The sequence below is a fragment of the Aeromonas sp. 600724 genome (assembly GCF_049175135.1).
Lineage (GTDB): Bacteria > Pseudomonadota > Gammaproteobacteria > Enterobacterales > Aeromonadaceae > Aeromonas > Aeromonas veronii_A.
Window position 1 is genome coordinate 1 of record NZ_JAAKUM010000003.1, and the last position, 26216, is coordinate 26216.

Annotated in this window: 20 protein-coding genes and 1 pseudogene; 13 read left to right on the plus strand and 8 right to left on the minus strand. The window is 61.1% G+C overall.

The genetic code is table 11. The features are described 5' to 3' along the window. The first annotated feature begins 213 nt into the window (after positions 1 to 213). The 4 genes and pseudogenes from G5168_RS03495 (at position 214) to G5168_RS03510 (ending at position 2949) form a co-directional block, all read left to right on the plus strand. Positions 214 to 507: a hypothetical protein gene (locus tag G5168_RS03495; protein WP_216953101.1), complete on the plus strand. Its 294-nt coding sequence runs from the start codon at positions 214 to 216 to the stop codon at positions 505 to 507. Between the two features lie 34 nt (positions 508 to 541). Next, positions 542 to 1106 (plus strand): annotated as a pseudogene (locus G5168_RS03500) (EAL domain-containing protein). Between the two features lie 228 nt (positions 1107 to 1334). Continuing rightward, complete coding sequence (gene yegQ, locus G5168_RS03505; RefSeq protein WP_421251845.1) at positions 1335 to 2699, plus strand: tRNA 5-hydroxyuridine modification protein YegQ; 1365 nt, start codon at positions 1335 to 1337, stop codon at positions 2697 to 2699. Position 2700: 1 nt separating this feature from the next. After that, a complete protein-coding gene (locus G5168_RS03510) occupies positions 2701 to 2949 on the plus strand; it encodes a YfhL family 4Fe-4S dicluster ferredoxin (protein ID WP_005334896.1) in 249 nt (82 codons plus the stop codon). A 168-nt stretch (positions 2950 to 3117) separates the two neighbouring features. Here G5168_RS03510 and G5168_RS03515 read toward each other — a convergent pair whose 3' ends face one another. Further along, on the minus strand, positions 3118 to 3513 hold the full coding sequence (locus G5168_RS03515; protein WP_421251846.1) for a DUF1090 domain-containing protein: 396 nt from the start codon (positions 3511 to 3513) through the stop codon (positions 3118 to 3120). Positions 3514 to 3671: 158 nt separating this feature from the next. Between G5168_RS03515 and G5168_RS03520 the strand changes: the two genes are divergently transcribed. After that, the gene (locus G5168_RS03520) at positions 3672 to 4025 is read left to right on the plus strand and encodes a DsrE/DsrF/TusD sulfur relay family protein (protein WP_043822380.1); all 354 of its coding nucleotides are present in this window, start codon (positions 3672 to 3674) and stop codon (positions 4023 to 4025) included. A gap of 36 nt (positions 4026 to 4061) precedes the next feature. Here the strand turns inward: G5168_RS03520 and G5168_RS03525 are convergent, their stop codons facing one another. After that, positions 4062 to 5285 carry an MFS transporter gene (locus G5168_RS03525; RefSeq protein ID WP_421251847.1) on the minus strand — a complete coding sequence of 408 codons (1224 nt, stop codon included), beginning with the start codon at positions 5283 to 5285 and terminating at the stop codon, positions 4062 to 4064. Positions 5286 to 5422: 137 nt separating this feature from the next. Beyond that, positions 5423 to 6430 carry a protease SohB gene (gene sohB / locus G5168_RS03530; protein WP_103250804.1) on the minus strand — a complete coding sequence of 336 codons (1008 nt, stop codon included), beginning with the start codon at positions 6428 to 6430 and terminating at the stop codon, positions 5423 to 5425. A 222-nt stretch (positions 6431 to 6652) separates the two neighbouring features. Here sohB and G5168_RS03535 point away from each other — a divergent pair, with 222 nt between their 5' ends. Both G5168_RS03535 and G5168_RS03540 read left to right on the plus strand, forming a co-directional pair. Beyond that, a complete protein-coding gene (locus G5168_RS03535) occupies positions 6653 to 7408 on the plus strand; it encodes a YciK family oxidoreductase (protein ID WP_005334909.1) in 756 nt (251 codons plus the stop codon). A gap of 126 nt (positions 7409 to 7534) precedes the next feature. Continuing rightward, a complete protein-coding gene (locus G5168_RS03540; protein ID WP_019445683.1) occupies positions 7535 to 8449 on the plus strand; it encodes a LysR family transcriptional regulator in 915 nt (304 codons plus the stop codon). 14 nt (positions 8450 to 8463) lie between these two features. Here the strand turns inward: G5168_RS03540 and G5168_RS03545 are convergent, their stop codons facing one another. Further along, positions 8464 to 9636 carry an MFS transporter gene (locus G5168_RS03545; RefSeq protein WP_005362183.1) on the minus strand — a complete coding sequence of 391 codons (1173 nt, stop codon included), beginning with the start codon at positions 9634 to 9636 and terminating at the stop codon, positions 8464 to 8466. Positions 9637 to 9817: 181 nt separating this feature from the next. Here G5168_RS03545 and G5168_RS03550 point away from each other — a divergent pair, with 181 nt between their 5' ends. Both G5168_RS03550 and G5168_RS03555 read left to right on the plus strand, forming a co-directional pair. After that, positions 9818 to 10963, plus strand: a complete 1146-nt coding sequence (locus G5168_RS03550) for a MalY/PatB family protein (RefSeq protein ID WP_421251848.1) — start codon at positions 9818 to 9820, stop codon at positions 10961 to 10963. A gap of 81 nt (positions 10964 to 11044) precedes the next feature. After that, positions 11045 to 12466 (plus strand): TAXI family TRAP transporter solute-binding subunit, encoded by a 1422-nt coding sequence (locus G5168_RS03555; protein ID WP_421251849.1) that lies wholly within the window; start codon positions 11045 to 11047, stop codon positions 12464 to 12466. Between the two features lie 124 nt (positions 12467 to 12590). Here G5168_RS03555 and G5168_RS03560 read toward each other — a convergent pair whose 3' ends face one another. Continuing rightward, positions 12591 to 13505, minus strand: a complete 915-nt coding sequence (locus tag G5168_RS03560; protein ID WP_421251850.1) for a LysR family transcriptional regulator — start codon at positions 13503 to 13505, stop codon at positions 12591 to 12593. A gap of 170 nt (positions 13506 to 13675) precedes the next feature. On the opposite strand from G5168_RS03560, the gene G5168_RS03565 reads away from it, so the two are divergent. The 4 genes from G5168_RS03565 to ygjK all read left to right on the plus strand — a co-directional run bounded on the left by G5168_RS03565 (position 13676) and on the right by ygjK (position 19152). After that, positions 13676 to 14932 (plus strand): adenylosuccinate synthetase, encoded by a 1257-nt coding sequence (locus tag G5168_RS03565; RefSeq protein ID WP_005353870.1) that lies wholly within the window; start codon positions 13676 to 13678, stop codon positions 14930 to 14932. A 197-nt stretch (positions 14933 to 15129) separates the two neighbouring features. Continuing rightward, positions 15130 to 15666, plus strand: coding sequence for a YbhB/YbcL family Raf kinase inhibitor-like protein (locus tag G5168_RS03570; RefSeq protein WP_421251851.1), 537 nt, complete (start codon positions 15130 to 15132; stop codon positions 15664 to 15666). Positions 15667 to 15677: 11 nt separating this feature from the next. Next, positions 15678 to 16478 carry a helix-turn-helix transcriptional regulator gene (locus G5168_RS03575; RefSeq protein ID WP_421251852.1) on the plus strand — a complete coding sequence of 267 codons (801 nt, stop codon included), beginning with the start codon at positions 15678 to 15680 and terminating at the stop codon, positions 16476 to 16478. A gap of 193 nt (positions 16479 to 16671) precedes the next feature. After that, entirely contained in the window at positions 16672 to 19152 is a 2481-nt protein-coding gene (ygjK, locus tag G5168_RS03580; protein WP_421251853.1) for an alpha-glucosidase, read from the plus strand. 198 nt (positions 19153 to 19350) lie between these two features. Here ygjK and ligA read toward each other — a convergent pair whose 3' ends face one another. The 3 genes from ligA to G5168_RS03595 all read right to left on the minus strand — a co-directional run bounded on the left by ligA (position 19351) and on the right by G5168_RS03595 (position 26022). Next, positions 19351 to 21363: an NAD-dependent DNA ligase LigA gene (gene ligA / locus G5168_RS03585; protein WP_421172069.1), complete on the minus strand. Its 2013-nt coding sequence runs from the start codon at positions 21361 to 21363 to the stop codon at positions 19351 to 19353. Positions 21364 to 21462: 99 nt separating this feature from the next. Continuing rightward, entirely contained in the window at positions 21463 to 22632 is a 1170-nt protein-coding gene (zipA, locus tag G5168_RS03590) for a cell division protein ZipA (protein ID WP_421251854.1), read from the minus strand. Between the two features lie 15 nt (positions 22633 to 22647). Next, positions 22648 to 26022 carry an AAA family ATPase gene (locus G5168_RS03595; RefSeq protein WP_421251855.1) on the minus strand — a complete coding sequence of 1125 codons (3375 nt, stop codon included), beginning with the start codon at positions 26020 to 26022 and terminating at the stop codon, positions 22648 to 22650. Positions 26023 to 26216: the final 194 nt, after the last annotated feature.

Here is a 26216-nt window from a genome sequence, read left to right on the forward strand (position 1 = left end):
CCCGAGCGGCCAAAGGGATCAGACTGTAAATCTGACGGCTCTGCCTTCGAAGGTTCGAATCCTTCTCCCTCCACCATCATTCAGAAAGCCCGGCCTTGCGCCGGGTTTTCGCTTTCTTGCCCACTCACACTTTCCGCCCTTGTCAGATCTGACAGTTGCAATTGCATCCCACCTTGCTCATCGTGGCATCATCAACATCAGAGTGTTCACATCATGTTTGAAGTCTGGGATGAGCATGGCCACGCAACAGGTCTGACACTGCAGGCACTCAAAATCAGAATCAGCAACGACTATCAGGGCGATCTGATGGTGCGCTACAGCAACAAGCTGGGACTCCCCACGACTCTTTTTCTGACGGTTCACAAGGGAGTGGCCTACCAGCGCTTTAAAGCGGGCTCGCCAAGACTGGACTGGGAGTGGCTGGCTGGGGCTGGTAATGGCCATACACCCCGCGATTTTATGAGTGAGCAGTTCCCCTTATTTCAGTTCTCCCTCGACAACAACTGACTCTTCATACCGTTCGCTTAACCCCCTCAGCTCCCTGATCGTTGACCGGAACAGCCAGATCATTGGCTTTGAGGCGCTGGCCAGACGCTGGGAACCACGCCAGCAGCGCTATCAGGGGATCGACTTTCTCTCCCTCAGCGATGAGGAGTCCCTTCATCTGGACATCGTCATGCTCAGAGCGATTCTACGAGACCTGCCGAGGCTCGCGCAGAGCAGCACCAGTCTGCTCTCAATCAACCTCAACCCAGCACTGAACAGCCCCACCTACCAGAACCTGTTGTTGCTGGTACTGATCCAGGCGCGCAAGGTAGGGCTCGACATCTGGTTCGAGGTACTCGAGCACTCCCCGCTACAACACAAGGAGCTGGCGCTGCCCTACGAGATCATCAAACTGGATCGTTCCCTGTTGCTGCAAGCGACCAAGAGTAGCCATGCACTGCAGATGCTCACCGGTCTGGTAGAGTACCTGCAGCGGCTCGGCACCAAGGTGGTGTGCGAGGGAGTCGAGACCCAGCAACACATCGAGGTCGCCAACCGACTCGGCTGTGACTATCAGCAGGGTTATGCCCATGCCATCTCCCCTCTCCCGCTGGGCCTGAACAGACCCGTTTATCACGTCGACTCGCGTCCCAGCCAAATTGCATGATGTGGTGAGGGCGAGTACAATCTCGCACCCTGTTTATCCGGCACATTTTTATAAGCGTGCAGACCGGGTATACCCTTATCGGGTGGCAGTGCACCGGGTATTGGCTTGCACTGCAGCTCAATCCATACGACGCCATCAGGTGGCGTTGTCCTGATTTGCAATCAGACATAAAGAGTCCGACATGTTTAAACCAGAATTGCTCTCCCCCGCAGGTTCCCTCAAGAACATGCGTTACGCCTACGCCTATGGCGCCGATGCAGTCTATGCCGGCCAGCCCCGTTACAGTCTGCGGGTGCGTAACAACGAATTCGATCACGAGAACCTTCAGCTCGGCATCAACGAGGCTCATGCCCTCGGCAAGCAGTTCTATGTGGTGGCCAACATCCAGCCCCACAACTCCAAGCTCAAGACCTTTATCCGCGACATGCGTCCGGTGGTGGAGATGAAGCCGGATGCGCTGATCATGTCAGACCCCGGTCTCATCATGATGATGCGCGAAGCTTTTCCTGATATGCCCATTCACCTCTCGGTGCAGGCCAACGCGGTCAACTGGGCCACGGTGAAGTTCTGGCATCAGATGGGCTTGACTCGGGTCATCCTCTCCCGCGAACTGTCGCTGGACGAAATCGAGGAGATCCGCATGCAGGTGCCGGAGATGGAGTTGGAAGTCTTCGTTCACGGCGCTCTGTGCATGGCCTACTCCGGCCGCTGTCTGCTCTCCGGCTATATCAACAAGCGCGACCCCAACCAGGGCACCTGCACCAACTCCTGCCGCTGGGAGTACAAGGTTCACGAAGGTAAAGAAGATGATGTGGGCCAGATCGTCCACCGTCAGGAGCCCATCGCCGTGCAGAAAGTTGACCCGACGCTGGGCCTCGGCAAGCCGAGCGATGCACTGGTGCTGCTGGAGGAGTCCAACCGCCCGGGCGAGTACATGAGCGCGTTCGAGGACGAGCACGGCACCTACATCATGAACTCCAAGGATCTGCGCGCGGTCGAACACGTCGAGCGCCTGACAAAAATGGGCGTCCATTCGCTGAAAATCGAAGGGCGCACCAAGTCTTTCTATTACTGCGCCCGTACCGCCCAGGTCTATCGCAAGGCCATCGACGATGCGGTGGCGGGTCGTCCGTTCGACCGCAGCCTGATGGGCACCCTCGAAAATCTGGCCCACCGCGGCTATACCGAGGGCTTCCTGCGCCGTCACAACCACAGCGAATACCAGAACTACGACTACGGCTACTCCGTCTCCGACACCCAGCAGTTCGTCGGCGAGATCACCGGTCGCAACGGTGACATGGTCGAGGTCGAGGTAAAGAACAAGTTCCTGGTGGGCAACAGCCTGGAGCTGATGACCCCGCAGGGCAACCTCAGCTTCAATCTGGAGCAGATGGAGAACCGCAAGGGCGAGCTGATCGACACCGCGCCGGGCAACGGCCACGTGGTCTATGTGCCGGTACCGAAGGAAGTAGATGTGAACTACGGCATCCTGCTGCGCAACCTCGGCGAGCGCGAGGATACCCGTCAGCCCCACTCGGCCGCCTGAAATGGCACTGCTCATCACCGACAAGTGCATCAACTGTGACATGTGCGATCCCGAGTGCCCCAACCAGGCTATCAGCCTGGGTGAAGAGATCTACGAGATCGACCCCAGTCGCTGCACCGAGTGCGTCGGTCACTATGAGAAGCCGACCTGCATCAGCGTCTGCCCTATCGACTGCATCATCTGGGATCCCGCTCATGTGGAGACCGAAGATCAGCTGATGGAAAAGTTTGTGCGGATGCATCGGCAGTAACCTCGGTATCAGCATCAACAACTCACAGGCTGCATCCTCCGGGAGCCCGTCCATATGATGAAACCGCAGCGCTGCTGATGAAGAAGTTTGTACAGATGCACCGACAGTAAATGCAACAAGGCCGGGAAATCCCGGCCTTTTTTGATCCAGCCCTCATCTCCATGATCGCTATTTTTTGTTTACCAACCGGTGCAATTCATCCAGCTCCCGCTGCGCCGTCAGCAAGTCGGTCTGTGCCTGCTCCAATTTGCTCTGCTTGTCGGCAATCTTGTCCGGCTTGCCACTGACTCTCGCCTCCTGCAGTTCAAGCAGACGCTCATCCACCTCGCCACGCAGTTTGTTAACCCGCTCTTTCTGCTCCTTAAGCAGACCTTCATCGGTACAGTTGGCCTTGATATTGCGCGCGGCCTGTTCCAGCCCGGCAATCTGCCCGGCGTTATTGTGTTCTTTGGCAAACACCAGCTGGTCATTGATGGCCTGCAGACGGGCCTTGCAACCGACCGCCTCACTGCCAAAGGCCTGACCCGCCAACAGCAGCAAGCCGGCTCCCAATACTTTCCACATCTCGATTCATCCGGTCTTGTTTGCGAGCTGACCATAAAAACCTCGATCGACAGCAGGGTCAAGCAAGCGGGAAAAAGGTGCGACAGAAGTTGTGCAACATCACGCAATTGGCACCCTGTTGGTTCTACAATGGCGCTCTTTTCAATCGGGAGTCTGTTATGAGTCAACAAATTGTGGTCATTGCCAACGGGGCCCCCTATGGCAGCGAATCCCTGTTCAACGCCCTGCGTCTCGCTATCGCCCTCAACGAACAGGGTGGTGCCAGCCTCAAGCTGTTCTTGATGTCCGATGCGGTGAGTGCAGCACTGGCCGGTCAGGCACCGGCCGAGGGATACAACCTGCGCCAGATGCTGGAGATCCTGCTGGCGCAAGGCGTCACCATTCGCCTGTGCAAGACCTGCACCGATGCCCGTGGCATCACCGCCCTGCCGCTGATCGAGGGGATTGAGGTCGGCACCCTGCCGATGCTGGCCCAATGGACCCTGGCTGCCGACAAGGTGCTGACCTTCTGAACCATAAGGGGCTGGCCAGCGGCAAAGTCAGCTCGGTTAGCCTACCACCGACTCCTGCCGGGCACTTCGCCGACCATGATGTCGGGCGCCAGCTTCATAAAGCGCAAAGATCGCCACACAAAGCAGCGCCATCAGCACATAGAGCCACTGACCGTTCCACTGCTCGAGGATCCAGCCTCCCAGCAGAGCGCCAGCAGCCCCTCCCAACCCGGCCAGTGCGCTGGCACCAAAGTAGCTCCCCTTGAGGTGGGTGGGAGCCATCTGGTCGATCAGCACGTTAAGCAGGGGGAACAGGATGGTCTCGCCGATGCTGAGCAGCAGCACGGCGCCAAACCAGTGGCTGCGCACCATCGGATCCCCCAGCGCGAAGAGCAATTGGGCAGCCAGAAAGAGCGCCATGCCGATATGAAGCCGTACCCGCACCGGCCAGCGTGACAACAACCGCAGCAGCGGAAACTGCAGCAGCACCACGGTCAGGGCATTGGTCGCCACCAGCAGAGCAACCAGCTCGGCCACCTGCGGCATACCGGCTCGGGTCAGGTATTGCACCAGCGGCGAGTGAAACTGGGAGTAGACCAGCACCATCAGCAGATTGGCCATCACCAGCAGCAGGAAGGCGCGATCCGCCAGCAACACCTTGATGGCATCCCGCAGTCCGGGGCCAGCAGCACCCGGCTTGCCTGTGCTGCCTGCCCGGCGAAATCCCCAGCCAAAGGCCAGCGCCAGCAGCAGGTAGCTCACCACCAAAAACAGAAAGGTCTCCTGCTGGGCGTTGATCCCGAGGGTCACCCCGAGCAGTGGCCCCAGCGCGGCCCCCAGGTTGAGCAGAAAATAGCGCAGGTGCAGTGCCAGCTCCCGCGCCTTGGCAGAGGCCAGACTGTCAGCCATCAGCGCCTTGCCGGGGGCATCGATGAGCCCCGACGAGAGGCCGCTGCCCATCACCCCGACCCCGAGCCAGAACACCGCATGGGAGAAACCGAGCAGGCCGAAACAGATCATCGCCACCAGACAACCGGCCAGCAGTATGCTGCGCCGCCCGAAGCGATCAGAGAGCCAGCCGCCGTAGAAACTGACCAGGGTAGAGAGGGCCATCGAGCCACCCAGCAACAGGCCGATGAAGGTGGCCGAAAGGTCATACTCCCGATAGAGCAGAATGGAGAGGAAGGGCCACACCATGTAGTAGCTGGTACGCACCATGAAGGTACCCAGAATGACGATCCAGACCAGTGGGGTAAATTGCCTGAAGGTACTCCATGACATCGCTATGCTCCATGCCCCGCAGCTCTTACCACAAGATCCTGTCATAAACGGGGAAAGCATTCAGTTGTAACAGAGGGCCTCAATAGAAACAACCCTCGCTCACCGACAAGGTGCAACCGGATGCAAAAAGGCCAGGCTTAGCGCCAGGGGCTCTGCTGCCACAGCCGCCCAAGTCCTGCCTCGAGCGCCTGCGCGCCCTGCTGCCCCAGCTTCTGGGTCAGGCTTTTTGGCTTGCGATAGCTGATGCCGATCACCTTGTGGTGGCTGGCCTGCGCCAGCAGATAGTCATCGCTGGTGCAGAGGGTATCCACCAACCCCAGCCCCTTGGCCTGACTTGCCAGCCAGTGCTCACCGGTTGTGACCTGATCGATATCGAGTTGCGGGCGGTGTTCGGCCACAAAGGCCTTGAAGCGCTCGTGGATCGCCGCCAGCTCCTCACGAAACTTCTCGCGCCCCAGATCGTCGTTCTCGCCAAACATGGTGATGGTGCGCTTGTACTGCCCAGCGGTGTGCATCTCGAATTCGATATCGTGCTTTTTCAACAACTTGTTGAAGTTCGGCATCTGGGCGATCACCCCGATGGAGCCGACGATGGCAAAGGGGGCAGCCAGGATCTTGTCCGCCACGCAGGCCATCATGTAGCCACCGCTCGCCGCCACCTTGTCGATAGCCACGGTGAGCTTGATGTCACGATCGCGCAGACGCTGCAGCTGGGAGGCAGCCAAGCCATAGCCATGCACCACGCCGCCACCGGATTCGAGCCGCAGCAGTACCTCGTCGCCGGGCTGGGCCACGCCAATCACCGCGCTCACCTCTTCGCGCAGAGAGGCCACCTCTTTGGCATCCATGCTGCCGTTGAAATCGAGCACGAACAGGCGACTGCGCTCATCACCCGCCTTGGCGCGTTTTTTCTGCTCCTCTTTCTGCTGCTTTTCCATCACCTTTCGCTCGGTCTTGCTGGCGAGCGCGCTCTTGAGCGCAAACTGCCCCTGCTCCAGCTCGCTCGAGAGATCGGTCACCACCAGCTCACCCTTGCGCGCTTTCGGCTGGCGAGTGCTGACGATCATCAGGATGATGGCGCCGATGGCCAGCAGGAAGGTCACTGTCTTGGCCAAAAACAGGCCATATTCGGTCAGAAATGTCACGATGGACTCCAGAATGGATCGGTTTTCGTCACATTCTAGGGAGTTTGATGGAGGCGCGCAAAAAATCGCAGCCAGTGCCAGGAAAAACCAACCCGAGCATCACAACCTCTCTATTTTCTTCACATTTTTCTTGCCGCTGGCTGGTCAAACAGGCGCGCGGATCAGTACACTTGGCGCCGATTGCCATGCACTTATGGCCGGAATTTGTTAACAGGAGTTGTCATGCTCGATTATCAGGCACCCCGCGATCTGCTCAAGGATAAAGTCATTCTGGTCACAGGTGCCGGCGACGGGATCGGCCGCGAAGCCGCCCTCACCTACGCCGCTCACGGTGCCACCGTGATCTTGCTCGGCCGCACCAGCGCCAAACTCGAAGCCGTGTATGACCAGATTGAAGCGGCCGGTTATCCGCTGCCCGCCATCGTGCCGGTGGATCTGAAAGGGGCCACCGCCGCCCACTACCGCGGCATGGCCGAAACCTTCGCCCAGCAGTTTGGCCGCCTCGATGGCGTGCTGTTCAATGCCGGTCTGCTCGGCACCCTCTCTCCGTTTGAACATATTCAGGAGAAGGAGTGGGACGAGGTGATGCAGGTCAACGTCAAATCGGAATTCCTGCTGACCCAGGCGCTGCTGCCGCTGCTGCGCCAGACTGCCAAGGCGCAGGGCGATGCCTCCATCGTCTACACCTCCTCCAGCGTGGGGCGCAAGGGGCGCGCCTACTGGGGCACCTATGCCATCTCCAAATTTGCCATCGAGGGGATGATGGAAGTGCTGGCCGACGAGCTTGAGAACACCGGAGTACGGGTCAATACCCTAAACCCGGGCGGTACCCGCACCAAGATGCGCGCCAGCGCCTTCCCGGCGGAAGATCCCATGAACCTCAAGACTCCGGCCGACCTGATGCCGCTCTACCTCTACCTGATGGGGTCGGACAGCCGCGGCAAAACCGGCCAGACCTTTGTGGCTCAGCCAAAATAAACAGGCGGCCCAGCCCAAATAAATCAATAAAATACCCAGAGTGTTGTGCGGCAGAGGTTAAATTGAATAGGGGCACAGGCTCCCTGTTCGAACCACTGACCATCCTATCTCCAATCAGGTTGAACTATGTTTCGTCCCAAGAGCACGTTTGAGCAATGGCGGATCTTTCAGGCGGTGGTCGACTGCGGCGGCTACGCCCAGGCGGCCGAGGCGCTGAACAAGAGCCAGTCCTCCCTCAATCATGCGGTTGCAAAGTTGCAGCAGAGTCTGGGGGTGCCCTTGCTGGAGGTGCGCGGCCGCAAGGCGGTGCTGACCCCGGCGGGCGAGATCTTCCTCAAGCGGGCCCGTCAGCTGAGCCAGCAGGTGGAGGAGCTGGAGAATCTGGCCAACAACCTGGAGCGGCAGTGGGAGCCGCAGATCAACCTCTATGTCTCGGCGCTGCAGCCAAGGGATCGCCTCTATCGGGCCTTGGCCAGCTTCTATCCCCGCAGCCGGGGTTGCCGGGTCAACCTGCACGAACGCATTCACTGCCACTTCAACGCCCTGCAACCGGGGGACCTGATGCTCTCCGAGCACCTGCCCGGCGATCGCACCGGTCTGCTGCTGGACGAGGTATGCCTGCTGCCCCTCTGCGCCGCCAGCCATCCGCTGGCGCAAGAGGAGGGGGCGATCCGCAGCGATGTATTGACCAGTCACAACCAGATCAGCCTTCATCCCCCCATTCACCGCTCGGTGGACTGGAACGATGCGGATGACACCGGCTGGAAGGCAACCCACTACCACGAAGTGCTCGCCATGCTGCGCCTTGGCCTCGGCTATGCCTGGATGCCGCGCCATCTGGTAGAGCGGGAGCTGGCGGAAGGTTCACTCATACAGCTGGATCTGGAGAGCGGCAACGAGCGCCACCTCTACACCTATCTGCTGACCCTCTCCCCCGAATCCCTCGGCCCTGCGACCGAGCTGCTGCTGCGCTGCCTGCGCAACGAATATCAGGGCGAATCAGCGCCGCTTCCGCACGCCCAGCCCCAGCACGGTAAATAACAGCCAGCTCCCCGTCAGACGTTGGGCACCCGCCAGCTGGCGGCCAGTGCCACCAGTGCCAATCCCAGCGCCACCATAAAGACCCCGTGGAAACTCCACACCTCCGCCACCACACCGGCGATGGCCCCTGCCATGATGGAGCCGGTGCGGATGCTGTTGGCAAACAGGGTGGTCGCCACCCCGGCTCGCCCCGGCATCAGATCCTGAAAGTAGGACATGCCGATCCCCGCCACGATACCGATGAAGATGGCGTTGAACAGCTGCAAGGCGATCAGGGCGTATTGGTCGGTGAGGGTCACCAGACCTGTGTAAAAGGCCGCGCCAGCCAGCACCGCCAGCAACATCATGGGGCGCTTGCCAAAGCGCGCCGTGTAGTAACCCGCCAGCAGCATGAAGGGGATCTCCAGCGCCGCTGCCGTGCCCATCAGGATACCGGCAAGCTTCTCATCCATCCCGAGTTCCCGGGTGATGTAGAGCGGCATATTGATGAGGTACATGCTGTTGCAGGTCCACATCAGGGTGGAGGCGATAAAGAGCGCCCGCACAGCCGGATCCCGCCAGCTGCTGACCCGCTCGCTCTCTTCGGCCATCTTGGGCAAAGGCAGCGAGGGCAGCCAGCGCCACACCACCAGAGCACAGAGCAGATAGGCCAGTGCCGAGGCCAGATACATCAGCTCAAAACCGTAGCCGATGGCCAGCGCGAAGGCGATGGGCGGGCCTATGACCCAGGCCAGCGAAAACTGGGCCCGCATCACCGAGCTGAACATGTCCGCCCGCCGGTTGCGGCTGTCGGAATACTCCCGCGCCAGCGCAAACAGCTGGGGACTGGCCGTAGCCGCCAGCGCCGCCAGCATCACCCCCAGACTCGCCAGCAACCAGTAGTTGCGGTTCCAGGCAAACAGCAAGGAGAGCGCCACCCCGGCAAAGCAGCAGCGCAGGATCAGTCGCTTGCGATCCCCCTTGTTGTCGGAGCGGTGGCCCAGCCACTGGCTGACCAGAATGCCCACTACCGCATTGATGGTATAGAAGAGCCCGACCAGAAAGGGGCGCACCTGCACCTCTTCGGCCAGAAACAGACTTAAGGTAGGCACCTGCAATGCCACCGCGACGCCGGTCATAAAGGTCACGGCAAGAAATGAAAGAGAGACGGGGTCCGGGCGTTTGACCGCCGCTATCGACAAGCTCATAGGGTTACCACTGATTGGAAGGACGATACGGGCTAACGGGCGGCAGCCGTATGAAAATTCGGCGCCTATCTTATGTCACTATCAAGAGCGGGCTCAAGGATGCATAAGCAGGTGTGCGCCTTGCGAGGGAGGCCGCGACCCCGTAGAGTGAAAGCCCATCCTGCCAGCACAAGGAGTTCGCATGTTTGATTTTGATCAGGAAGTAGACCGCAGTGGCACCATGAGCCTGAAATGGGACAAGTACAAGGGTCAGGATGTGCTGCCCATGTGGGTTGCCGATACCGACTTTGTCTCCCCACCGTCCGTGATTGAGGCGTTGACCAAACGGGTTGCCCACGGCATTTTCGGCTATTCACGCCCCTCGCCGCGCCTGATCGAACTCATCATCGAACGGATGGCGACCCGCTATGGCTGGGCCATCGAGCCCGAATGGCTGGTGTTCCTGCCCGGCGTGGTGCCGGGGCTCAACCTCGCCTGCAAGGCGTGGAGCCAGCATGGCCGCGGTATCATCACCCCCAAGCCGGTCTATTACCCCTTCCTGCAAGCGCCGGGCTTCAATGATCGCCCCCTGCTTACCGTGCCGATGATTGAGGAAGCCGGTCGCTGGGTGCTGGATCTGGCAGAGCTTGAGCGTCAGGCTCCCGCCGCAGACCTGCTGCTGCTCTGCAACCCCCACAACCCGGGCGGCACCATCTTCACCCGTGACGAACTGCTGGCCATCGATGTCATCGCTGCGCGCCACAATCTGGTGATCTGCTCCGATGAAATCCACTGCGATCTGCTGCTGGATAAAAACGCCCGCCACATTCCCTACGGCGCCCTCAGTCCGGAAGCGGCCGAGCGCTGCGCGGTGATGATGGCCCCGAGCAAGACCTTCAATATCGCCGGTCTCTGTTGTTCCTTCGCCATTATCCCCAACGCCCGTCTGCGCTTCAGGTTGCAACAGGCGATGCGCGGCATCAGCGCCGACGTCAACCTGCTGGGCTTTGTCGCCGCCGAAGCGGCCTATGAGGGTGGCGAACAGTGGCTGACCGAGCAACTCGACTATCTGGCGGCCAATCTGGCCCAGATCCAGCAGGCGGTTGCCCGCTGGCCCGGCGTCAAGCTGGCCAACCATCAGGCGACGTATCTGGCCTGGATCGATGTGAGCGCCCTTGGCCTTGCCGATCCCATCGCCTTCTTCGAGCAGGCCGGCGTTGGTCTCTCCCCCGGCGCCCAGTTTGGCGACGGTCAGTTCGTGCGGCTCAACTTCGGCTGCACCAGGGCACGGCTGACCGACGCGCTGGCGCGGATGGAGCGGGCAATCCTCAACCACAGCAAGCCCTGATCAGCCAGCAACGGGATGGGCAAGCCCCATCCCTTTTTCCCTGTGTCATCAGCCAGCGGTCAACTCAGTCAACGGTCAATTATGTCTCTGCGGATCTTGCATCACCTTCTGTTCCCACTCTATGCACTCTCTGCGCTGCTCCCCTTTGGCAGCCAGGCGCTGACCATCGGAACGGGCCCGCTCAACGGGGTCTACTACCCGACCGGTGGCGCCATCTGCCGGGTGCTCAATGCCGGCCATGCCCTGCATGGGGACAGCTGCACCGTGCAGAGCACCCGTGGCTCGATGGCCAACCTCAAGGCTCTCGACAAGGGGGACGTACAGCTGGCGCTGGTGCAATCCGATGTGTTGCACCATGCCCTGCACGGCACCAGCCCCTTCAGCGGGCAGGGGGCCAACAATGAGCTGCGCAGCCTGTTTCGCCTCTATCAGGAATCGTTAACCCTGCTAGCCGCCCCCAATAGCGGCATCACCACCCTGGCAGATATCGAAGGGAAGCGGGTTTATCCGGGCAACAACGGCGCCGGTGAGCAGATCACCAGTCAGGCCCTGATGGCGGCCATGGGATGGCAACCCGGGCAGTTTGCTGCCTATCAACTCAAGTCGGACAGCGAACCGCTGGAAGGGCTGTGCGATGGCTCGCTGGATGCCGCTTTTGTGGTAGCCGGTCACCCCAGTCTGGCGGTCGGCGATCTGATCAGCCGCTGCAAGGTGCGCCTCATCCCCATCGAAGGGGAGCAGATCGACACGCTGCTCAAACAACACCCCTACTACCAGCGCAGCCGCATCGCCGCCAACCTCTATCCGGGGCAGACCACCGCCATCAACAATATCGGGATGAGTGCCGAACTGGTGGCGCTGGCCAGCCTGCCGGACCCCATCGTCCGAACCGTGCGCGATACCCTGCTGGCCCGGGTCAAACAGTTCAGTCGGCTGCATCCTGCCCTGAGCAAGGTGACGCCCGAGCAGTTGCAGGCGCAAACCGAGCTGCCCCTCCATGCTGGGATGTCGGATCAACCGCCAGCTCCCTTGTCACTGACTCCCGAGCAGTTAACAGCGGAACAGATGACACCGGAGCCGTTAACACCAGCACCATCGACCTCGGAAGCGGTGCCCACGACAGAGCAGGTGAGCGCCGCCAACGGGATGACAACCACCCTTGAAGCGCCTTCTGACGCGACCGCCACCAGCAGTGCCGCAGTGACGACAGAAGCCACAGAGGTTAATCCCTTACCCGAAGAGGCGCTTGAGGTCGCCCCCGAGCTCACTGCACCAACCACCGAGGGTGAGAGCGTGGCCCCTTCGGCCGCAGCGTCAACTGCGCCAGCACCATCAGCTGCCGTTTCGACTCAGTTGCCGCAAAGCGCCTCTGCGGCCACTGCGCCGCAAGAGCAGGCAATCCAGCCTGCCAGCAGCGCGGTGACTGGCGAAACCCTGCTGCAGGATAAAACCGACACGCCTCCCACCCCTGCCACCAGCGCAGCCACACCGCAGCAACCCTGAATGGTCAGCTCCCACAAATGCATCAGGGCAGCCTCGGCTGCCCTGATTGTTTACGCGCGTTCGATAGTGACGCAATTGATGGCGGCGCAGTCACCCCGATAGTCCTGCTCACCTTGCCGTATCGCTACGGATCCATCACCCGGGTCAGATAGGGGTTGGGCTTCTGGATCTCCTCCTCAACCCAGTGCAGCAACTGCTTGATGGCCCGCGACAACACCTGATTCTGACGCACCACATAACCCAGACTGGTCCCGGGAAAATCGCCGAGGCTGGTGACCGGCGCGGTGAGGTTGAGGCGCGGATGCAAGGAGAAGTCCGGCACGATGGCGACGCCAAAACCTGCTTCGGCCCAATCGAGCTGGGCGTCCACGCTGCCCACCTCCATGATGCGACAGGGGGGCAAAGCCAGCAGCGGCAGGGACGGGTCGATCAGCGCCCGGGTGCGGGTGTCGTGACCGAGCAGGATCAGGGTCGGCTCGTCGAGGGGGTCGCTCTCCCCCGCCACCGCCCGCGCCTGCCAGCGGGCAAGGCCGTGGCCCAGCGCGCACCAGGTCACCTGTTGCAGCTCGGTGTAGAAGAGCGGCTCGCTGCGCTTTTGCGCCATGACAAAACCCAGATCCGCCTTGCCCGCCTTGACCAGCTCGGCGGCCTGATCCGAAGTGGTGTTGAACAGGGTAAGGTCGATGCCGGGAAACTCCCGCTTGAAGCGCTGGAACGGCTGGATCAGCAGCAGGCGCGAGATGATGTCGCTGGCGGCGATGGCCAGCGTCCCCTGACTCAGCTGGTTGAGGGCATTGAGATCGGACTGGCAGAGCTGCAACTCGGCAATGGTGCGCTCGGCGCTTTGCAGCAGCCGCTCCCCCGCCTGCGTCAGGCGAAAAGGGCTGCGCTCGATCAGCCGCACCCGGGTCGCCTGCTCCAGCCGCTTGATATGCAGGCTGACATTGGGCTGGGTCATGTGCAGCTCGGTGGCGGTCTGGCCAAAATGTTGCAATCGGGCCAGGGTGACAAAGGTTTGCAGCCAGTGAATATCCAGCATAAGAGTCCCTCAACCCGCGAGGTGCGGGGCTTGCCAGGCAAAATCGGACGGTTTGCCGTTTAATTGGCCATAATTATATGGTTCTCTTATCGGAATTATAAAGATAATTAATTTTTCTAATCCGCATCAGGCTCCTAGGATGGACGCCTAACGTCTTAGGAGAAAGAGTCATGTCGTCTATCGTAGTCGTAGGTGCTAACTGGGGTGATGAAGGCAAAGGCCGCATCGTGGATTATCTGGCAGGTCAAGCTGGCGCCAGCATTCGCTTCCAGGGCGGCAACAACGCTGGCCACACCGTGGTCAACGACCTTGGCACCTTCAAGCTGCACCAGGTTCCGAGTGGCGTATTCAACCCGGATTGCCTGGTTGTCCTCGGCCCGGGCATGGTGATCAGCCCCGAGAAACTGACCGTCGAGCTCGACGAAGTCAAAGCCTCCGGCGTGACTCCGAAGCTGGCCATCTCTGACCGCGCAACCCTCTGCCTGCCGCTGCACGCACTGGAAGATACCCTGGAAGAGCAACGTCTGGGTGACGGCGCCTATGGCTCCACCCGTCAGGGCATCGCTCCTGCCTACGGCGATCGCGTGATGAAGAAAGCGATCTTGGTCGGCTGGCTGAAACAGCCGGACGTGCTGGTCGAGCGCATCCAGTTCATGCTGGACTGGAAACTGCCGCAGATGAAGGCTATCTACCCCTCCTTCGAATTCACCCAGACTGCCCAGGAGATGGCCGACTGGCTGCTGGAAGTCTCTGCACCCTGGATCGACGCCGTTTGCAACGTCAGCATGCCGCTCAAAGCGCTGCAGGCCGAAGGCAAGACCCTGCTGTTCGAAGCGCAGCTGGGCGCTGGCCGTGACCTGATCTACGGCGAATACCCCTGGGTGACCTCCTCCCACGTATCTGGCGCCTACGCCGGTATCGGTGGCGGTCTGCCTGGTCTGCGCCCGGAGCGCGTCATCGCTGTAGCCAAGGCATTCAGCTCCTCTGTCGGTACCGGCACCCTGCTAACCGCCATGGAGAACCAGGACGAGTTCCGCAAGATCACCAATGAGTTCGGCGCTACCACCGGTCGTCCCCGTGATGTCGGTTACTTCGACGCCGTCGCCACCAAGAACGGTGTCGAGCTGCAAGCCGCCACCGAAGTGGCCCTGACCAAGCTGGACTGCCTGACCGGTCTGCCGGATCTGAAGATCTGCGTGGCCTACGAAGGTGCCCACACCGAGAACCCGATTTGGCCGCAAACCGCTGCCCTGAAGCCGGTTTACGAGCAGATGGAAAGCTGGAGCGAAGACATCACCGGTTGCCGCACCTTCGAAGAGCTGCCGCGCGCTGCCCAGCAGTACGTGCTGCGTATCGAAGAACTGCTCGGCGTACCGGTTCCGATGGTTTCCGTCGGCCCGGGCCGTGACGAGATGATCCTGCGCTAAGCCGCACCTCTCATCGTCAAACAAAAAACCGGCATCCCTGATGCCGGTTTTTTTATGGCTGCTATTTACCTTATCGCCATAAAAACCACCCAAAGGCTCAATTAACTCACCAATCGACCTCACCTTGAGTCGTTCTGCAACAAAATCCTGTCCCACCCTCGCTAAAGTGAACCCGTTACCACACGAGGAGTCACCCGATGAAATTGCTCAAACAGAGTGCCTTGTTGCCACTGCTCTGCCTGACGGCCATGCCAGCCTTTGCCATGACCCTAAAGAGCACGGACATTCACGAAGGCCAGCCGATGGCCAAACAGTTCAGCTTCAACGGCTTTGGCTGCAGCGGCGACAACCACTCGCCCCAGCTGAGTTGGCAGGATCTGCCGGCAGGCACCAAGAGTGTTGCCATCACCGCCTATGACCCCGATGCCCCCACCGGCAGCGGTTGGTGGCACTGGCTGGTGGTTAACCTGCCTGCCACCCAGAGCGAGCTGGCCAGCAATGTCTCAGGCAAGCTCAAGCAGGGATTGGAGATCCGCACCGACTTTGGCAACCAGGGTTACGGCGGCCCCTGCCCGCCCGCTGGTCACGGCATGCACCGCTATCAGTTCACCGCCTGGGCCCTGCCCCATGATCTCGAGGTGAAGGCTGATACCCCGCCCGCTATGGTAGGCTACATGCTCAACAGCATGGCGCTCGGCAAAGCCACCCTGACCGCCACCTTCGTCACCCCCTAGGAGCCAACCGGATGAGCACTCCCCTGCTGCAACAGAGCCACTATCTCGGGATCCGCCAGCAGCCCCTGCACCGGGTGCTCATCTACGCCCCGACCCTCATCTGGGTCACCCAGGGGAGCAAGCAACTGTGGTGGCGCGAGCGACGTCTGTCGTTTGACAGGGAGCGGTGGCTGCTAATCCCGGCAGGCCACCAGCTCACCTTCGTCAATCAGCCGGAGCAGGGCAAGTTTCGCTCCCACGCCATCACGCTGCTCACCCCGCCGCCGCCAGAATGGCTGGCCGAGTCAGCCTCTTCCCACGCCGATCTGGAGGAACCCGCCGTCAAGGTCACCCCCGGGCTCGCCTTCTGCTTTGAACTCATCAGCACCATGGCCGAACGGGGACTGAGCGAGGCAACCCAGGCCGAACTGCTGCGCGGCTTCTATGCTGAGCTGCGGGCCGCCAACGCCCTCGGGTTGCTCTTTCCCGCCAGCACCATGACCCTCGCAGAGCGGCTGGCACGCTACCTGGCGGTGGAACCCGGCATCGACCACACCCTGGAGGCGGTGGCCCCCCACTTCTCCATGAGCCGCGCCTCCATGGTGCGCAAGCTGACCGCCGAAGGTCGCAGCTTTCGCCAGTTGCTGGCTCAGGTGCGCATGAGCCACGCCCTCAACCTGTTGCAACAGGGCTTGACCCCGCTGGAGGTTGCCCTCGCCTGCGGTTATGACTCCCCCAGCCGCTTTGCCGCCCGCTTCAAACAGGAGTTTGGCCTGACGCCCCACCAATACCTGCACACCTGCCCTGCCAGATTGGCGAGCAACGAAAAGTAAAATATTACTTAAAGACCATTCTATGTAACCTGATGTAACCCGGTGATCCCGCTCACATTGCCGCCTCTTCAGAGTGTGATCTCGCGCCAACGCTCCCTTTCCCCTTGCCATACAATGGCTACCGAACACCTTTTCACTAAAAAAGCGTAAAAAATCTTCCTTTTAACCTACATAAACGGAATTGGAGCGAGAAATGTTTCGTAAAACTTTACTCTCGGTAGCCCTAGGCACCGCCCTGTTCGGACTGACCGCCTGCAACGATAACCAGACAGAGAGCAGCACAGTCGCCAAACCGGAGCAGGCCATCCAGTACAAGGACGTTATCGACCGTCGGGGAACACCGACCCAATTCCGCGACTTTGACAGCTACTCCAACCTCAAATACAACCCGCTGCTCGATCTGGGGGCATGGCACGGTTTCCTGCTGCCTGCCAGCGACAAGGAGTGTGGGGGCTTTACCGGCCCCATGGTCATCTCGGAGGAGTACAGCCTCTTCTTTGCCAGCGAGCTGGACAAGCTTACCCTGAGCGATGCGAGCGGCCGCCCGTTCCCGCTCACCAGCGCCCGCAAGCAGGAGGTATACGCCATTCCCGGAGCGCTGGTGCAACACTTCGAGTTCGAGCCCTTTACGCTGGAGCTGGAGCTGCGTTATGGCGATGCCCGCACCGCTCTTATCCGCACCCGACTAATCAATCAGACCGATGCACCGCTCACCCTCAACCTCAACTGGCAGGGCGAGTTGCTCAATCAATGGGATGCCAAGGATACGATTGCCAGCAAATATCCAGGCTGGACTCGCACCATCAGCGAGAGCGACAAAGGAATCGAATTCCAGTTCGGCAAACTGCGCAGCACCTGGAACATCATGCAGAGCGGCAGCGCCCGCTATCGCATCGACCGCACCCTGCCAAGCCGCACCACCCTCGACCAGAAGACACTGGGCTACCAAAGCGACGCCAGCATTACCCTAGCCGCCAAGGGGAGCGAGGATATCTACACCCTGCAGAGCTATCTCCACTCCGCAGATGACGCCAGCCGCCATCAGCAGAGCCGTCAGGCCCTGCTGGCCAACCCGGCCAGCTATTTTGCCGACTCCATCCGCCGCTGGGAGGACTACCTTGCCAAGGGTCTCTCCAATCAGGGTATCCCCGAGTCGGAGCGTCGCATCGCCGTCAAGGCGATGGAGACCCTCAATGGCAACTGGCGCTCCCCGGCTGGCGCCATCCTCCACGACGGGGTAACCCCCTCCAATACCGCCCGCTGGTTCGACGGCGTCTGGGCCTGGGACAGCTGGAAGCACGCCTATGCCATGGCACACTTCAACCCTGAGGTGGCCAAGAACAACGTGCGCGCCATGTATGACTATCAGGTACAGCCGGATGATCCGGTGCGACCACAGGATGCGGGCATGGTGATCGACGCCGTCTTCTACAACAAGCTGGCGGATCGCGGTGGCGATGGCGGCAACTGGAACGAGCGCGACACCAAGCCGCCCCTCTCCGCCTGGGCCATCTGGGAAATCTACAGCGCCACCAAGGACAAGGCCTTTATCGCCGAGATGTATCCCAAGCTGCAGGCCTACCACGACTGGTGGTACCGCGCGCGGGACAACAACCGCAACGGCATCATCGAATATGGCGCCACCAAGCATGTGGAGCACAATGACGAGTACGGCAATATCACCTTCAAGGTGCAGTACTCCAACGGTATTCCCGCCGGGCTGGATCTCTCCAGCTGTACCAGTGAGGGGGATAGCTGGTATGCCTGCGCCGGTATGCCGCTCTATCAACAGGTGTTGAACGTGGGCGGTTACAGCGACATGGATATCGGTGCCCAGCACGGCGCCGGTTGGGAGTCCGGCATGGACAACGCCGCCCGCTTCGGCTTTATCGAACCGGGCCAGCTGCAACGTTATGCCGACAAGACCTATGGCGGAGATTTGGCCAAGGCACGTCAGGACTGGAACGTCGCCTTCTTTGAAAACCATCAGGACAATGGCGATTTGATCGGCTTCTCCATCGATCAGGAGTCGGTGGAGCTCAACGCCTTCCTCGCCAAAGAGAAACGCATTCTGGCAGACATGGCCGACCTGCTTGGCAAGCCGGACGACGCGAGCCGCTACCGCGATGGCGCGACCCAGCTGGCTGGTTACATCAACAGCTGCATGTTCGATGAGGCGTCAGGCTTCTATTACGATCGCCAGATTGGTCAGGGGGATGTTGCTGACGGCAACGGCTGCGTCGGAAAATTGCTGACCGCCCGCGGCCGTGGCCCGGAAGGGTGGAGCCCGCTCTGGGCAGAAGTCGCCGACAAGGAGAAAGCGGCACGGGTGCGCGAGGTGATGCTCAACGCCCAGGAGTTCAACACAAAGATCCCGCTGGGCACAGCCGCGCTGACCAACCCGGCCTACGACCCCAATATCTACTGGCGCGGCCGGGTATGGCTCGATCAGTTCTACTTCGGGGTGAAGGGGCTCGAAAACTACGGCTATCGCAGCGATGCCGAGGCACTGGTCAACAAGCTGTTCAACAATGCCGAAGGACTGGCGGGCAGCGGCCCCATCCGCGAAAACTACAATCCGGAGACCGGCGCCATGCAGGGGGCCAGCAACTTCAGCTGGAGCTCGGCCCACCTCTATATGCTCTATCGCAACTTCCTCAAGCCACAGGAATAAGCCTCGAGAGAGGATGCCCCCCTTCGGCTTGATGCATCAGGTGGCCTTGTAGAGTGTTGCCATACTGATTGAGCAAACTGAGCACTCGGGAAATATTGCTCAGGCGCTTGCTGCACCCCCGCAAAAAATGGTGATAGCGGGGGAATAAAAAACAACTCGGCACGAATACCGGGTTGTTTTTTTATCAGAGAGACGAACTCAGCTCTGGCCTTGCAGCGCCTGCTGCAACTCCTCTTCGCTCCAGATGGTAATGCCAAGCTCCTGTGCCTTGGCCAGCTTGGAACCGGCCGCTTCCCCCGCGACCAGCACATCGGTCTTGGCAGATACAGAGCCCGCCACCTTGGCCCCCAGCGCCTGCAATGCCGCCTTGGCGTCGTTGCGCGACAAGGTGGTCAGGGTGCCGGTCAGCACGAAGGTCTTGCCGGCAAAGGGTTGCTCCGCGGCCTCTTTCTTCTCGATGGCCGGCCAGTGGATGCCGGCAGCCAGCAAGGCTTCCAGCACCTCCACGTTGTGGGGCTGACGCAGGAAGTAGTAGACATGCTTGGCCACCACATCACCCACATCGGCCACGTCGAGCAGTTGCTCCACCGAGGCCGCGCGCAGGGCATCCAGGGTGAGGAAGTGGTTGGCAAGGTTGAGCGCAGTCGCCTCCCCCACTTCACGGATCCCCAGGGCAAACAGGAAGCGCGGCAGGGTGGTACTGCGCGCAGCATCGATAGCAGCCACCAGATTGAGGGCCGATTTTTGCCCCATCCGCTCAAGACCGGCCAGCTGGATGGCATTGAGGCTGAAGAGATCGGCGGGGGTCTTCACCAGCCCCTTGTCCACCAGCTGCTCGACAATCTTGTCGCCAAGGCCGTCCACATCCATGGCGCGACGGGCGGCGAAGTGCTTGATCGCCTCCTTGCGCTGCGCCTCGCAGAACAGGCCACCGGAGCAGCGGGCAACCGCTTCCCCTTCCAGCCGCTCCACTGCCGAACCACACACCGGGCACTCGGTCGGGAAGAGAATTTCACGCGCATCAACAGGGCGCTGTGCCTCCACCACTGCCACGATCTGCGGGATCACGTCCCCTGCCCGGCGCACGATCACGGTATCGCCGACCATCACGCCAAGGCGCTCGATCTCGTCGGCATTGTGCAAAGTGGCATTGGAGACGGTGACGCCGCCAACAAACACAGGTTTGAGCTTGGCCACCGGCGTCACGGCGCCGGTGCGACCAACCTGAAACTCGACGTTCTCAAGCTCTGTCATCTCCTCCTGCGCCGGGAACTTGTGGGCGGTCGCCCAGCGCGGGGCGCGGGCCACAAAGCCCAGCTCCTCTTGCAGAGCGATAGCATCCACCTTGTAGACCACGCCGTCGATCTCGTAAGGGAGCTCGCCACGGCGGGCCAGAATGTCGTCGTGGAACGCCTGACAACCGGCTGCCCCCTCTTTGAGCTTCACCTCGGGACTGAGCGGCAGCCCCCACTCCTTGAGCTGGGTGAGACGGCCAAAGTGGGAGTCGCCCAGTTGCTCGCCGCCAACACCGACACCGTAAGCGTAAAAGCTCAGGGGACGGCTAGCGGTGATGCGCGAGTCAAGCTGGCGCAGGCTGCCAGCGGCAGCATTGCGCGGGTTGACGAATACCTTCTCGCCCGCGGCCAGCGCCTTGGCGTTCATCGCCTCGAAACCGGCCTTGGGCATAAAGACTTCGCCACGCACCTCCAGCCGCTCGGGCCAGCCAGTGCCCCGCAGCGCGAGCGGAATGGCCTTGATGGTGCGCACGTTCTCGGTGATCTCCTCACCGGTGGCGCCATCGCCCCGGGTGGCCGCCTGCACCAGCTGGCCATCCACATAGAGCAGACTCACTGCCAGACCGTCGAGCTTGGGCTCGCAGCAGAAGGTGAAACGCACGTCACGCTTGAGGCGATCGCTCATGCGCTGTTCGAACGCCTGCAACTCTTCGCTGCTAAAGACGTTATCCAGACTGAGCATGGGGATCTCGTGACGCACCTGACTGAACGCCGTCAGCGGCTGACCGCCGACCCGCACGCTGGGTGACGCCGGTGTTTTCAGCTCGGGATTCTCGGCCTCCAGCGCAATCAGTTCGCGCATCAGGCGATCGTATTCGGCATCCGGCACTGTGGGGTTATCCAGCACATAGTACTGGTGACCATATTCGGTAAGCAGTTCACACAATTGACGGTGGCGGGAGAGGATATCGCTCATGAAAAAGTCTCGAAGTGTGATTGAACATCCGGCCGGGGTAGAAACAAAAATGCGGTACCAGGGTACCGCACTTTTTCTTCACTCGACCCGCATGGCGTATTAGTCGCGGCTGGCCTCGTAGGCAGCCAGCTCGTGACGGTAACGGGCAATGGTCTCGTCGCTCAGCGGGCTGCGATCCATATCGGTCAGCATGGCATCGAGATCGCTGGCCAGCTGATCGGCAGCCTGCAGCATATCCTCGAAGGCAAACGCGGCATTGCTGCGCAGCGGCAGTTGCATGAACAGGGAGACACCCGGCGTGGTGAACTGCTCCATCCGATAGGGATTGAAAGTACCCGGCTTGACCATGTTGATCATGGAGAAGAGCACTTCACCCTTGCCGTTGGGATCTTCGTGACGGTGGAAAATATCCATCTCGCCAAACTTGAAGCCCAGCGCCATCAGGGATGAGAGCAGGGTTGCACCTTGCAAGTCGTGACCCGGACGGCCCATCAGGTTGATGACATAGACATCCTGCCAGATCTTCTCGACCGACTGGGGGGCCATGCGCGGCTCTTCCACCACAGGAGCAGGTGCCACATAGGCCGGCTCTTCATAAACAGGCTCGGGAGCCACATGACGGGGCTGCGGCTGATATTCCGGCTCGGGAGCACGCACCGGTTCGGCACGCACTGTGTCGGCGGTACGGACTGTCTCTGCACGGGCACCAAAAGTCGGGGCGGTCGCGTAGGCGGGCTCGACCAGCGGCTCGTCGTCCAGCGACTGCATCATGGGCTCGCGCTGGGGACGGGAACGGTAGACCGGGGTACGACGATTGACCTGAGCAGGTTTGCGCACCGGCGCGGCGGGCGCCTCGTCGATCTCCTCGGGCAGCGGTTCGTCGAACGCTTCCTCCTCTTCATAGACAGGAGGCGGCGGAACCGGGCGGGCAGCAGGCTTGCGCACTACAGGCGGCGGCAGATCGTCCTCGTCATCTTCATCATCAAAGGCGGGGACGGCAGGGCGACGACCGAGTTCCGGCTGGCGGCTCTCTTCACTGCGCAGCTTGGGCTCGGCACGACGGCCACCACTGACCACACGTACCTGGCCGATGCCATCGCTGTCGAAGGCGTCGTTATCACGATCCCGCGACTTGGAGTCCATCCGTCCAATCGGTTTCTCTTTGATCGGTGCCTGACGATTCTTTTTGTTGCTCCACAACCCGTGAATGAGCAATGCCGCAATAGCAATACCGCCCAGGGCAACCAAGATGTAACGCAATTCCTGCATTAGCTGCTTCTCTTTCTAGTTTTGCTCAGCCAAAGCGACGGCTTCACCGATATCGACCGACACAATGCGAGAAACCCCGGGCTCTTGCATCGTGACGCCAACCAGCTGCTCAGCCATCTCCATGGAGACCTTATTATGACTGATGTAAACGAACTGTACTGTGCTCGACATCTCTTTGACAAGAGAACAGAAGCGACCGACGTTCACTTCATCGAGCGGTGCATCCACCTCATCCAGCAGACAAAAAGGTGCTGGGTTGAGTCTGAAGATGGCAAAAACCAGCGCAAGCGCGGTTAACGCCTTCTCCCCCCCGGAAAGCAGGGCAATGGTAGCATTCTTCTTACCCGGAGGTCTCGCCATGATGCTCACTCCGGCCTCCAAAAGATCATCGGAGGTAAGCTCAAGCCAGGCACTGCCCCCACCGAACACTTTCGGAAACAGGGATTTTAAATCTTCGTTGACCTTATCGAAAGTGTCCCGGAACCGTATTTGTGTCTCTTTATCAATTCTTTTAATGGCTTGGCTCAAGGTTTCCAGCGCTTGCTCGAGATCCTGGCACTGATTTTCAAGATAGGTTGCCCGGGTTTTCGCCTCTTCGTACTCCTCCAGCGCCGCCAGGTTGATGGCGCCGAGCGCCTCCACTTGCGCCTCCAGAGTCTGGATCTCCTGCCGCAGCTTGCCACGATCAGCGGCGATCAACACCGCCTGATCGAGATCCACCAGTCGAACCCCCAGCTCTTCAAACTGCTCGTGCAGCCCCTGTCGACGGGTGAGGTTGCGTTCGCGCTCAAGACGCAGGGTTGCCAGCTTCTCTTGCAACGTCACCAACTGCTTGTGATCGGCACTTCTGGCCTGCTCCAGCTCACCGAGCTGGCGCTCCAGCTCCGCAAGCCGTTGATGGCAGGCGAGCTGCTGCGCCTCAAGATTGCGCTGCTCGGCCAGCAGGGGCGCCAGATCCGGCACTGCCTCGCTATCCGGCCCTTTCAGCCCGGCCAGCTCCAGCCCAAGCCTCGCCAACTCCTCTTCGCCCAGGGTTATGAGTTGGCGCAGATTGCCCAACTCCAGTTGCAAACGCTGGCAGGCCGCTTGTTGCTGCTCGCGGCGCGCACGGGCCTCGTCGACCGCCCGCTCGCAGCGGGTCAGCAGCTCCTGAGCGAGCTGCAACCCTTGCTTCAGCGGCTCCCCCTGCACCTGCAACTCGGCAAGGAGTGCCTCATCGAGTTCCAGTTGTTCACGGGCGCTGGCCAGTCGCTCTGCCTCTTCGGCCTGCTCCTGATCGAGCCGGATCAGCTCTTCGCCGAGCTGACCGAGCCGCTGCAACCGCTCCTGCCGCTGACCCTGTTGCAGGCTCCAGGCTTCGCGCAGTTGTTGCCATTTCTGCTCTTGCTCGCGCAAGGTTCGCTGCGACAACTCCTGCGCACTGGCAAGCTGGGCACGCCGGGCATCAGCAGCCACAAGTTGCTCGCTCAGCTGTGCCAGCCCCGCGGCAACCCTCTTCTGCTCGGTATGCAACCGCTCACGCTCACCCAGCAGCGCCATGGTGCCAAGCGCCGCGCCCTGTCCCAAATCGGCCCAGTTTGGCCCCAGCCAGTCGCCAGCAGGAGTCAGTACCGACTCACCGGCCGCAAGGCTTGGCTGGCGGGCCAATGCGGCTTCTCGGCTCTCCACCAGCCAGATGGCGTTGAGGAAGGCAGGAATATGCTCACCACCCAGTTGCGCCGCCAGCGTACCGGCAACCGCCGGTTGCGCCGGGCCAATCCAGAGCCCCTCTTGCATCAGATCGCACTCGTCCGCCGGCGTTGCGGTGAGCCAGCGACCCAGCACCTTGTCGAGTGCCCGTGCCCATTCGGGAGCAACCTGCAGTCGATCCGCCAGGGTCGCCCCTTCCATCTGCTCGCCGAGGATCTGATCCAGGGTCGCCAGCCGCGCCTCCAGCTCCCGCTGCAGGCTCAACTGCTGGCCATGCTGCTGCTTGAGTTGTTCATGGGCGTCGACCGCCTGCGCCAGCTGCTCGGTCAGCTCGTCATTGGCCGCCCGCGTCAGCTCCAGCTCACCACTCAGGGCATCGAGGGCCGGTTGCAGGTCATCGTCCTCAGCGCCGAGGGGGCCAGCGCGTTCATCTTCCAGCTTGAGGCGGGCCAGCCGGGTCTTGGCTTGCAACTCCTGCAAGCCACCCAACCGGGTACGAGTCTGGTTGAGCTGGCCCTGCAACCCGGCCAACTGTTGTTGCCACTGCTGCTGGCGCAGGCGGGCCTGCTCCAGCTGCTCGCTGGCGTGCTGGCGGGCCTCCTGCTGCTCGGTGAGCAACTGCTCACACTGCTCCAGCCGGGCGCTCTCCTGCTCGGCGCGCAATACCCCTTCGGTCAGTTGATCCTGCTGGCTGGCCAGCTGCGCCTTGCGAGTGGCAATCCGTTCGCCCAGCGCCTCTGCACGGGCCTGCCAGTCGCGCCCCAGTTCACTCTGGTGCAGTTGCTGTTGCTCGAGGCGGGCGATAGCTTGCCCACCGAGAAAAATCTGTTGCTGACGGCTCGCCTGCTCGGCTTGCGCCTCTTGTCTGGCGACCGACAGGGTGACGTGGCGTCCCTCATCGGCGGTGCGCTTTGCATCGAGCGCCGCCAGCGCCTGCTCGGCCTGCGCCAGCTCGGTTTTGGCCTCGCCAAGGCGCGTCTCCAGCGCCCACAACTCGGAGCCAATCAACTCGGCACGAGCAGCGCGCGAACGACTCTTGAGCTGTTTGTAGCGCTCGGCGGTCTCGGCCTGGGCTTTGAGGTGCTCAAGGCGCGAACCCAGCTCGCCGCGAATATCGCCGAGGCGCTCCAGGTTCTCCTGAGTGTGGCGAATGCGCTGCTCGGTCTCGCGGCGCCGCTCCTTGTAGCGGGAAACCCCGGCGGCCTCTTCCATAAAGAGCTTGAGATCGGCCGGACGCGACTCCACCAGTCGGCTGACAGTGCCCTGCTCGATGATGGCGTAGCTGCGGGGGCCAAGACCGGTGCCGAGGAAGAGGTCGGTCACATCCTTGCGGCGGCACTTCTGGCCGTTGATCTGATAGTGGTTGGAGCCATCGCGCAGCACTTCGCGGCGCACCGAGATCTCGGTAAAGCGGCCGAACTCGCCGGGCACCCGGTTATGGGGATTGTCGAACACCAGCTCGACCGAGGCGCGCCCGTGCGCACTGCGATTGATAGAGCCGTTGAAGATAACATCGGTCATGTTCTCGCCGCGCAGATGGCGGGCTGAGCTCTCCCCCAACACCCAGCGCACCGCGTCGATGACGTTGGATTTGCCACAGCCGTTGGGGCCCACCACGGCGGTCATGTCTGCCGACAGTTCGATGCGGGTCGGCTCGACGAACGACTTGAAGCCGGCGAGTTTGATCAGTTTCAGACGCATGGCGACCTGTATCAGTGGCTAAATAAAGAGGAGGCGGGCAGGTGACTTTACCAAATCCAGACCCGGCTTTGTTTGTAATATGCAGGCATCATCCCCATTCATGCCCGATTTTTGGTCGCCACGGCACGAAATAAGGAATAGTCGGCGACTTTACCAAATCAAAGGCTTGTTTGTAATATGCTGGCAGTTCTCCC

Coding starts and splice junctions, on each gene's coding strand:
- G5168_RS03595 (WP_421251855.1), bottom strand. CDS start 26,022: ATGCGTCTGAAACTGATCAAACTCGCCGGCTTCAAGTCGTTCGTCGAG.
- G5168_RS03560 (WP_421251850.1), bottom strand. CDS start 13,505: ATGCTGGATATTCACTGGCTGCAAACCTTTGTCACCCTGGCCCGATTG.
- G5168_RS03515 (WP_421251846.1), bottom strand. CDS start 3,513: ATGTGGAAAGTATTGGGAGCCGGCTTGCTGCTGTTGGCGGGTCAGGCC.
- G5168_RS03550 (WP_421251848.1), top strand. CDS start 9,818: ATGTTTGATTTTGATCAGGAAGTAGACCGCAGTGGCACCATGAGCCTG.
- ligA (WP_421172069.1), bottom strand. CDS start 21,363: ATGAGCGATATCCTCTCCCGCCACCGTCAATTGTGTGAACTGCTTACC.
- G5168_RS03510 (WP_005334896.1), top strand. CDS start 2,701: ATGGCACTGCTCATCACCGACAAGTGCATCAACTGTGACATGTGCGAT.
- G5168_RS03540 (WP_019445683.1), top strand. CDS start 7,535: ATGTTTCGTCCCAAGAGCACGTTTGAGCAATGGCGGATCTTTCAGGCG.
- G5168_RS03570 (WP_421251851.1), top strand. CDS start 15,130: ATGAAATTGCTCAAACAGAGTGCCTTGTTGCCACTGCTCTGCCTGACG.
- G5168_RS03495 (WP_216953101.1), top strand. CDS start 214: ATGTTTGAAGTCTGGGATGAGCATGGCCACGCAACAGGTCTGACACTG.
- zipA (WP_421251854.1), bottom strand. CDS start 22,632: ATGCAGGAATTGCGTTACATCTTGGTTGCCCTGGGCGGTATTGCTATT.
- G5168_RS03565 (WP_005353870.1), top strand. CDS start 13,676: ATGTCGTCTATCGTAGTCGTAGGTGCTAACTGGGGTGATGAAGGCAAA.
- G5168_RS03575 (WP_421251852.1), top strand. CDS start 15,678: ATGAGCACTCCCCTGCTGCAACAGAGCCACTATCTCGGGATCCGCCAG.
- yegQ (WP_421251845.1), top strand. CDS start 1,335: ATGTTTAAACCAGAATTGCTCTCCCCCGCAGGTTCCCTCAAGAACATG.
- G5168_RS03520 (WP_043822380.1), top strand. CDS start 3,672: ATGAGTCAACAAATTGTGGTCATTGCCAACGGGGCCCCCTATGGCAGC.
- G5168_RS03545 (WP_005362183.1), bottom strand. CDS start 9,636: ATGAGCTTGTCGATAGCGGCGGTCAAACGCCCGGACCCCGTCTCTCTT.
- ygjK (WP_421251853.1), top strand. CDS start 16,672: ATGTTTCGTAAAACTTTACTCTCGGTAGCCCTAGGCACCGCCCTGTTC.
- G5168_RS03535 (WP_005334909.1), top strand. CDS start 6,653: ATGCTCGATTATCAGGCACCCCGCGATCTGCTCAAGGATAAAGTCATT.
- G5168_RS03525 (WP_421251847.1), bottom strand. CDS start 5,285: ATGTCATGGAGTACCTTCAGGCAATTTACCCCACTGGTCTGGATCGTC.
- G5168_RS03555 (WP_421251849.1), top strand. CDS start 11,045: ATGTCTCTGCGGATCTTGCATCACCTTCTGTTCCCACTCTATGCACTC.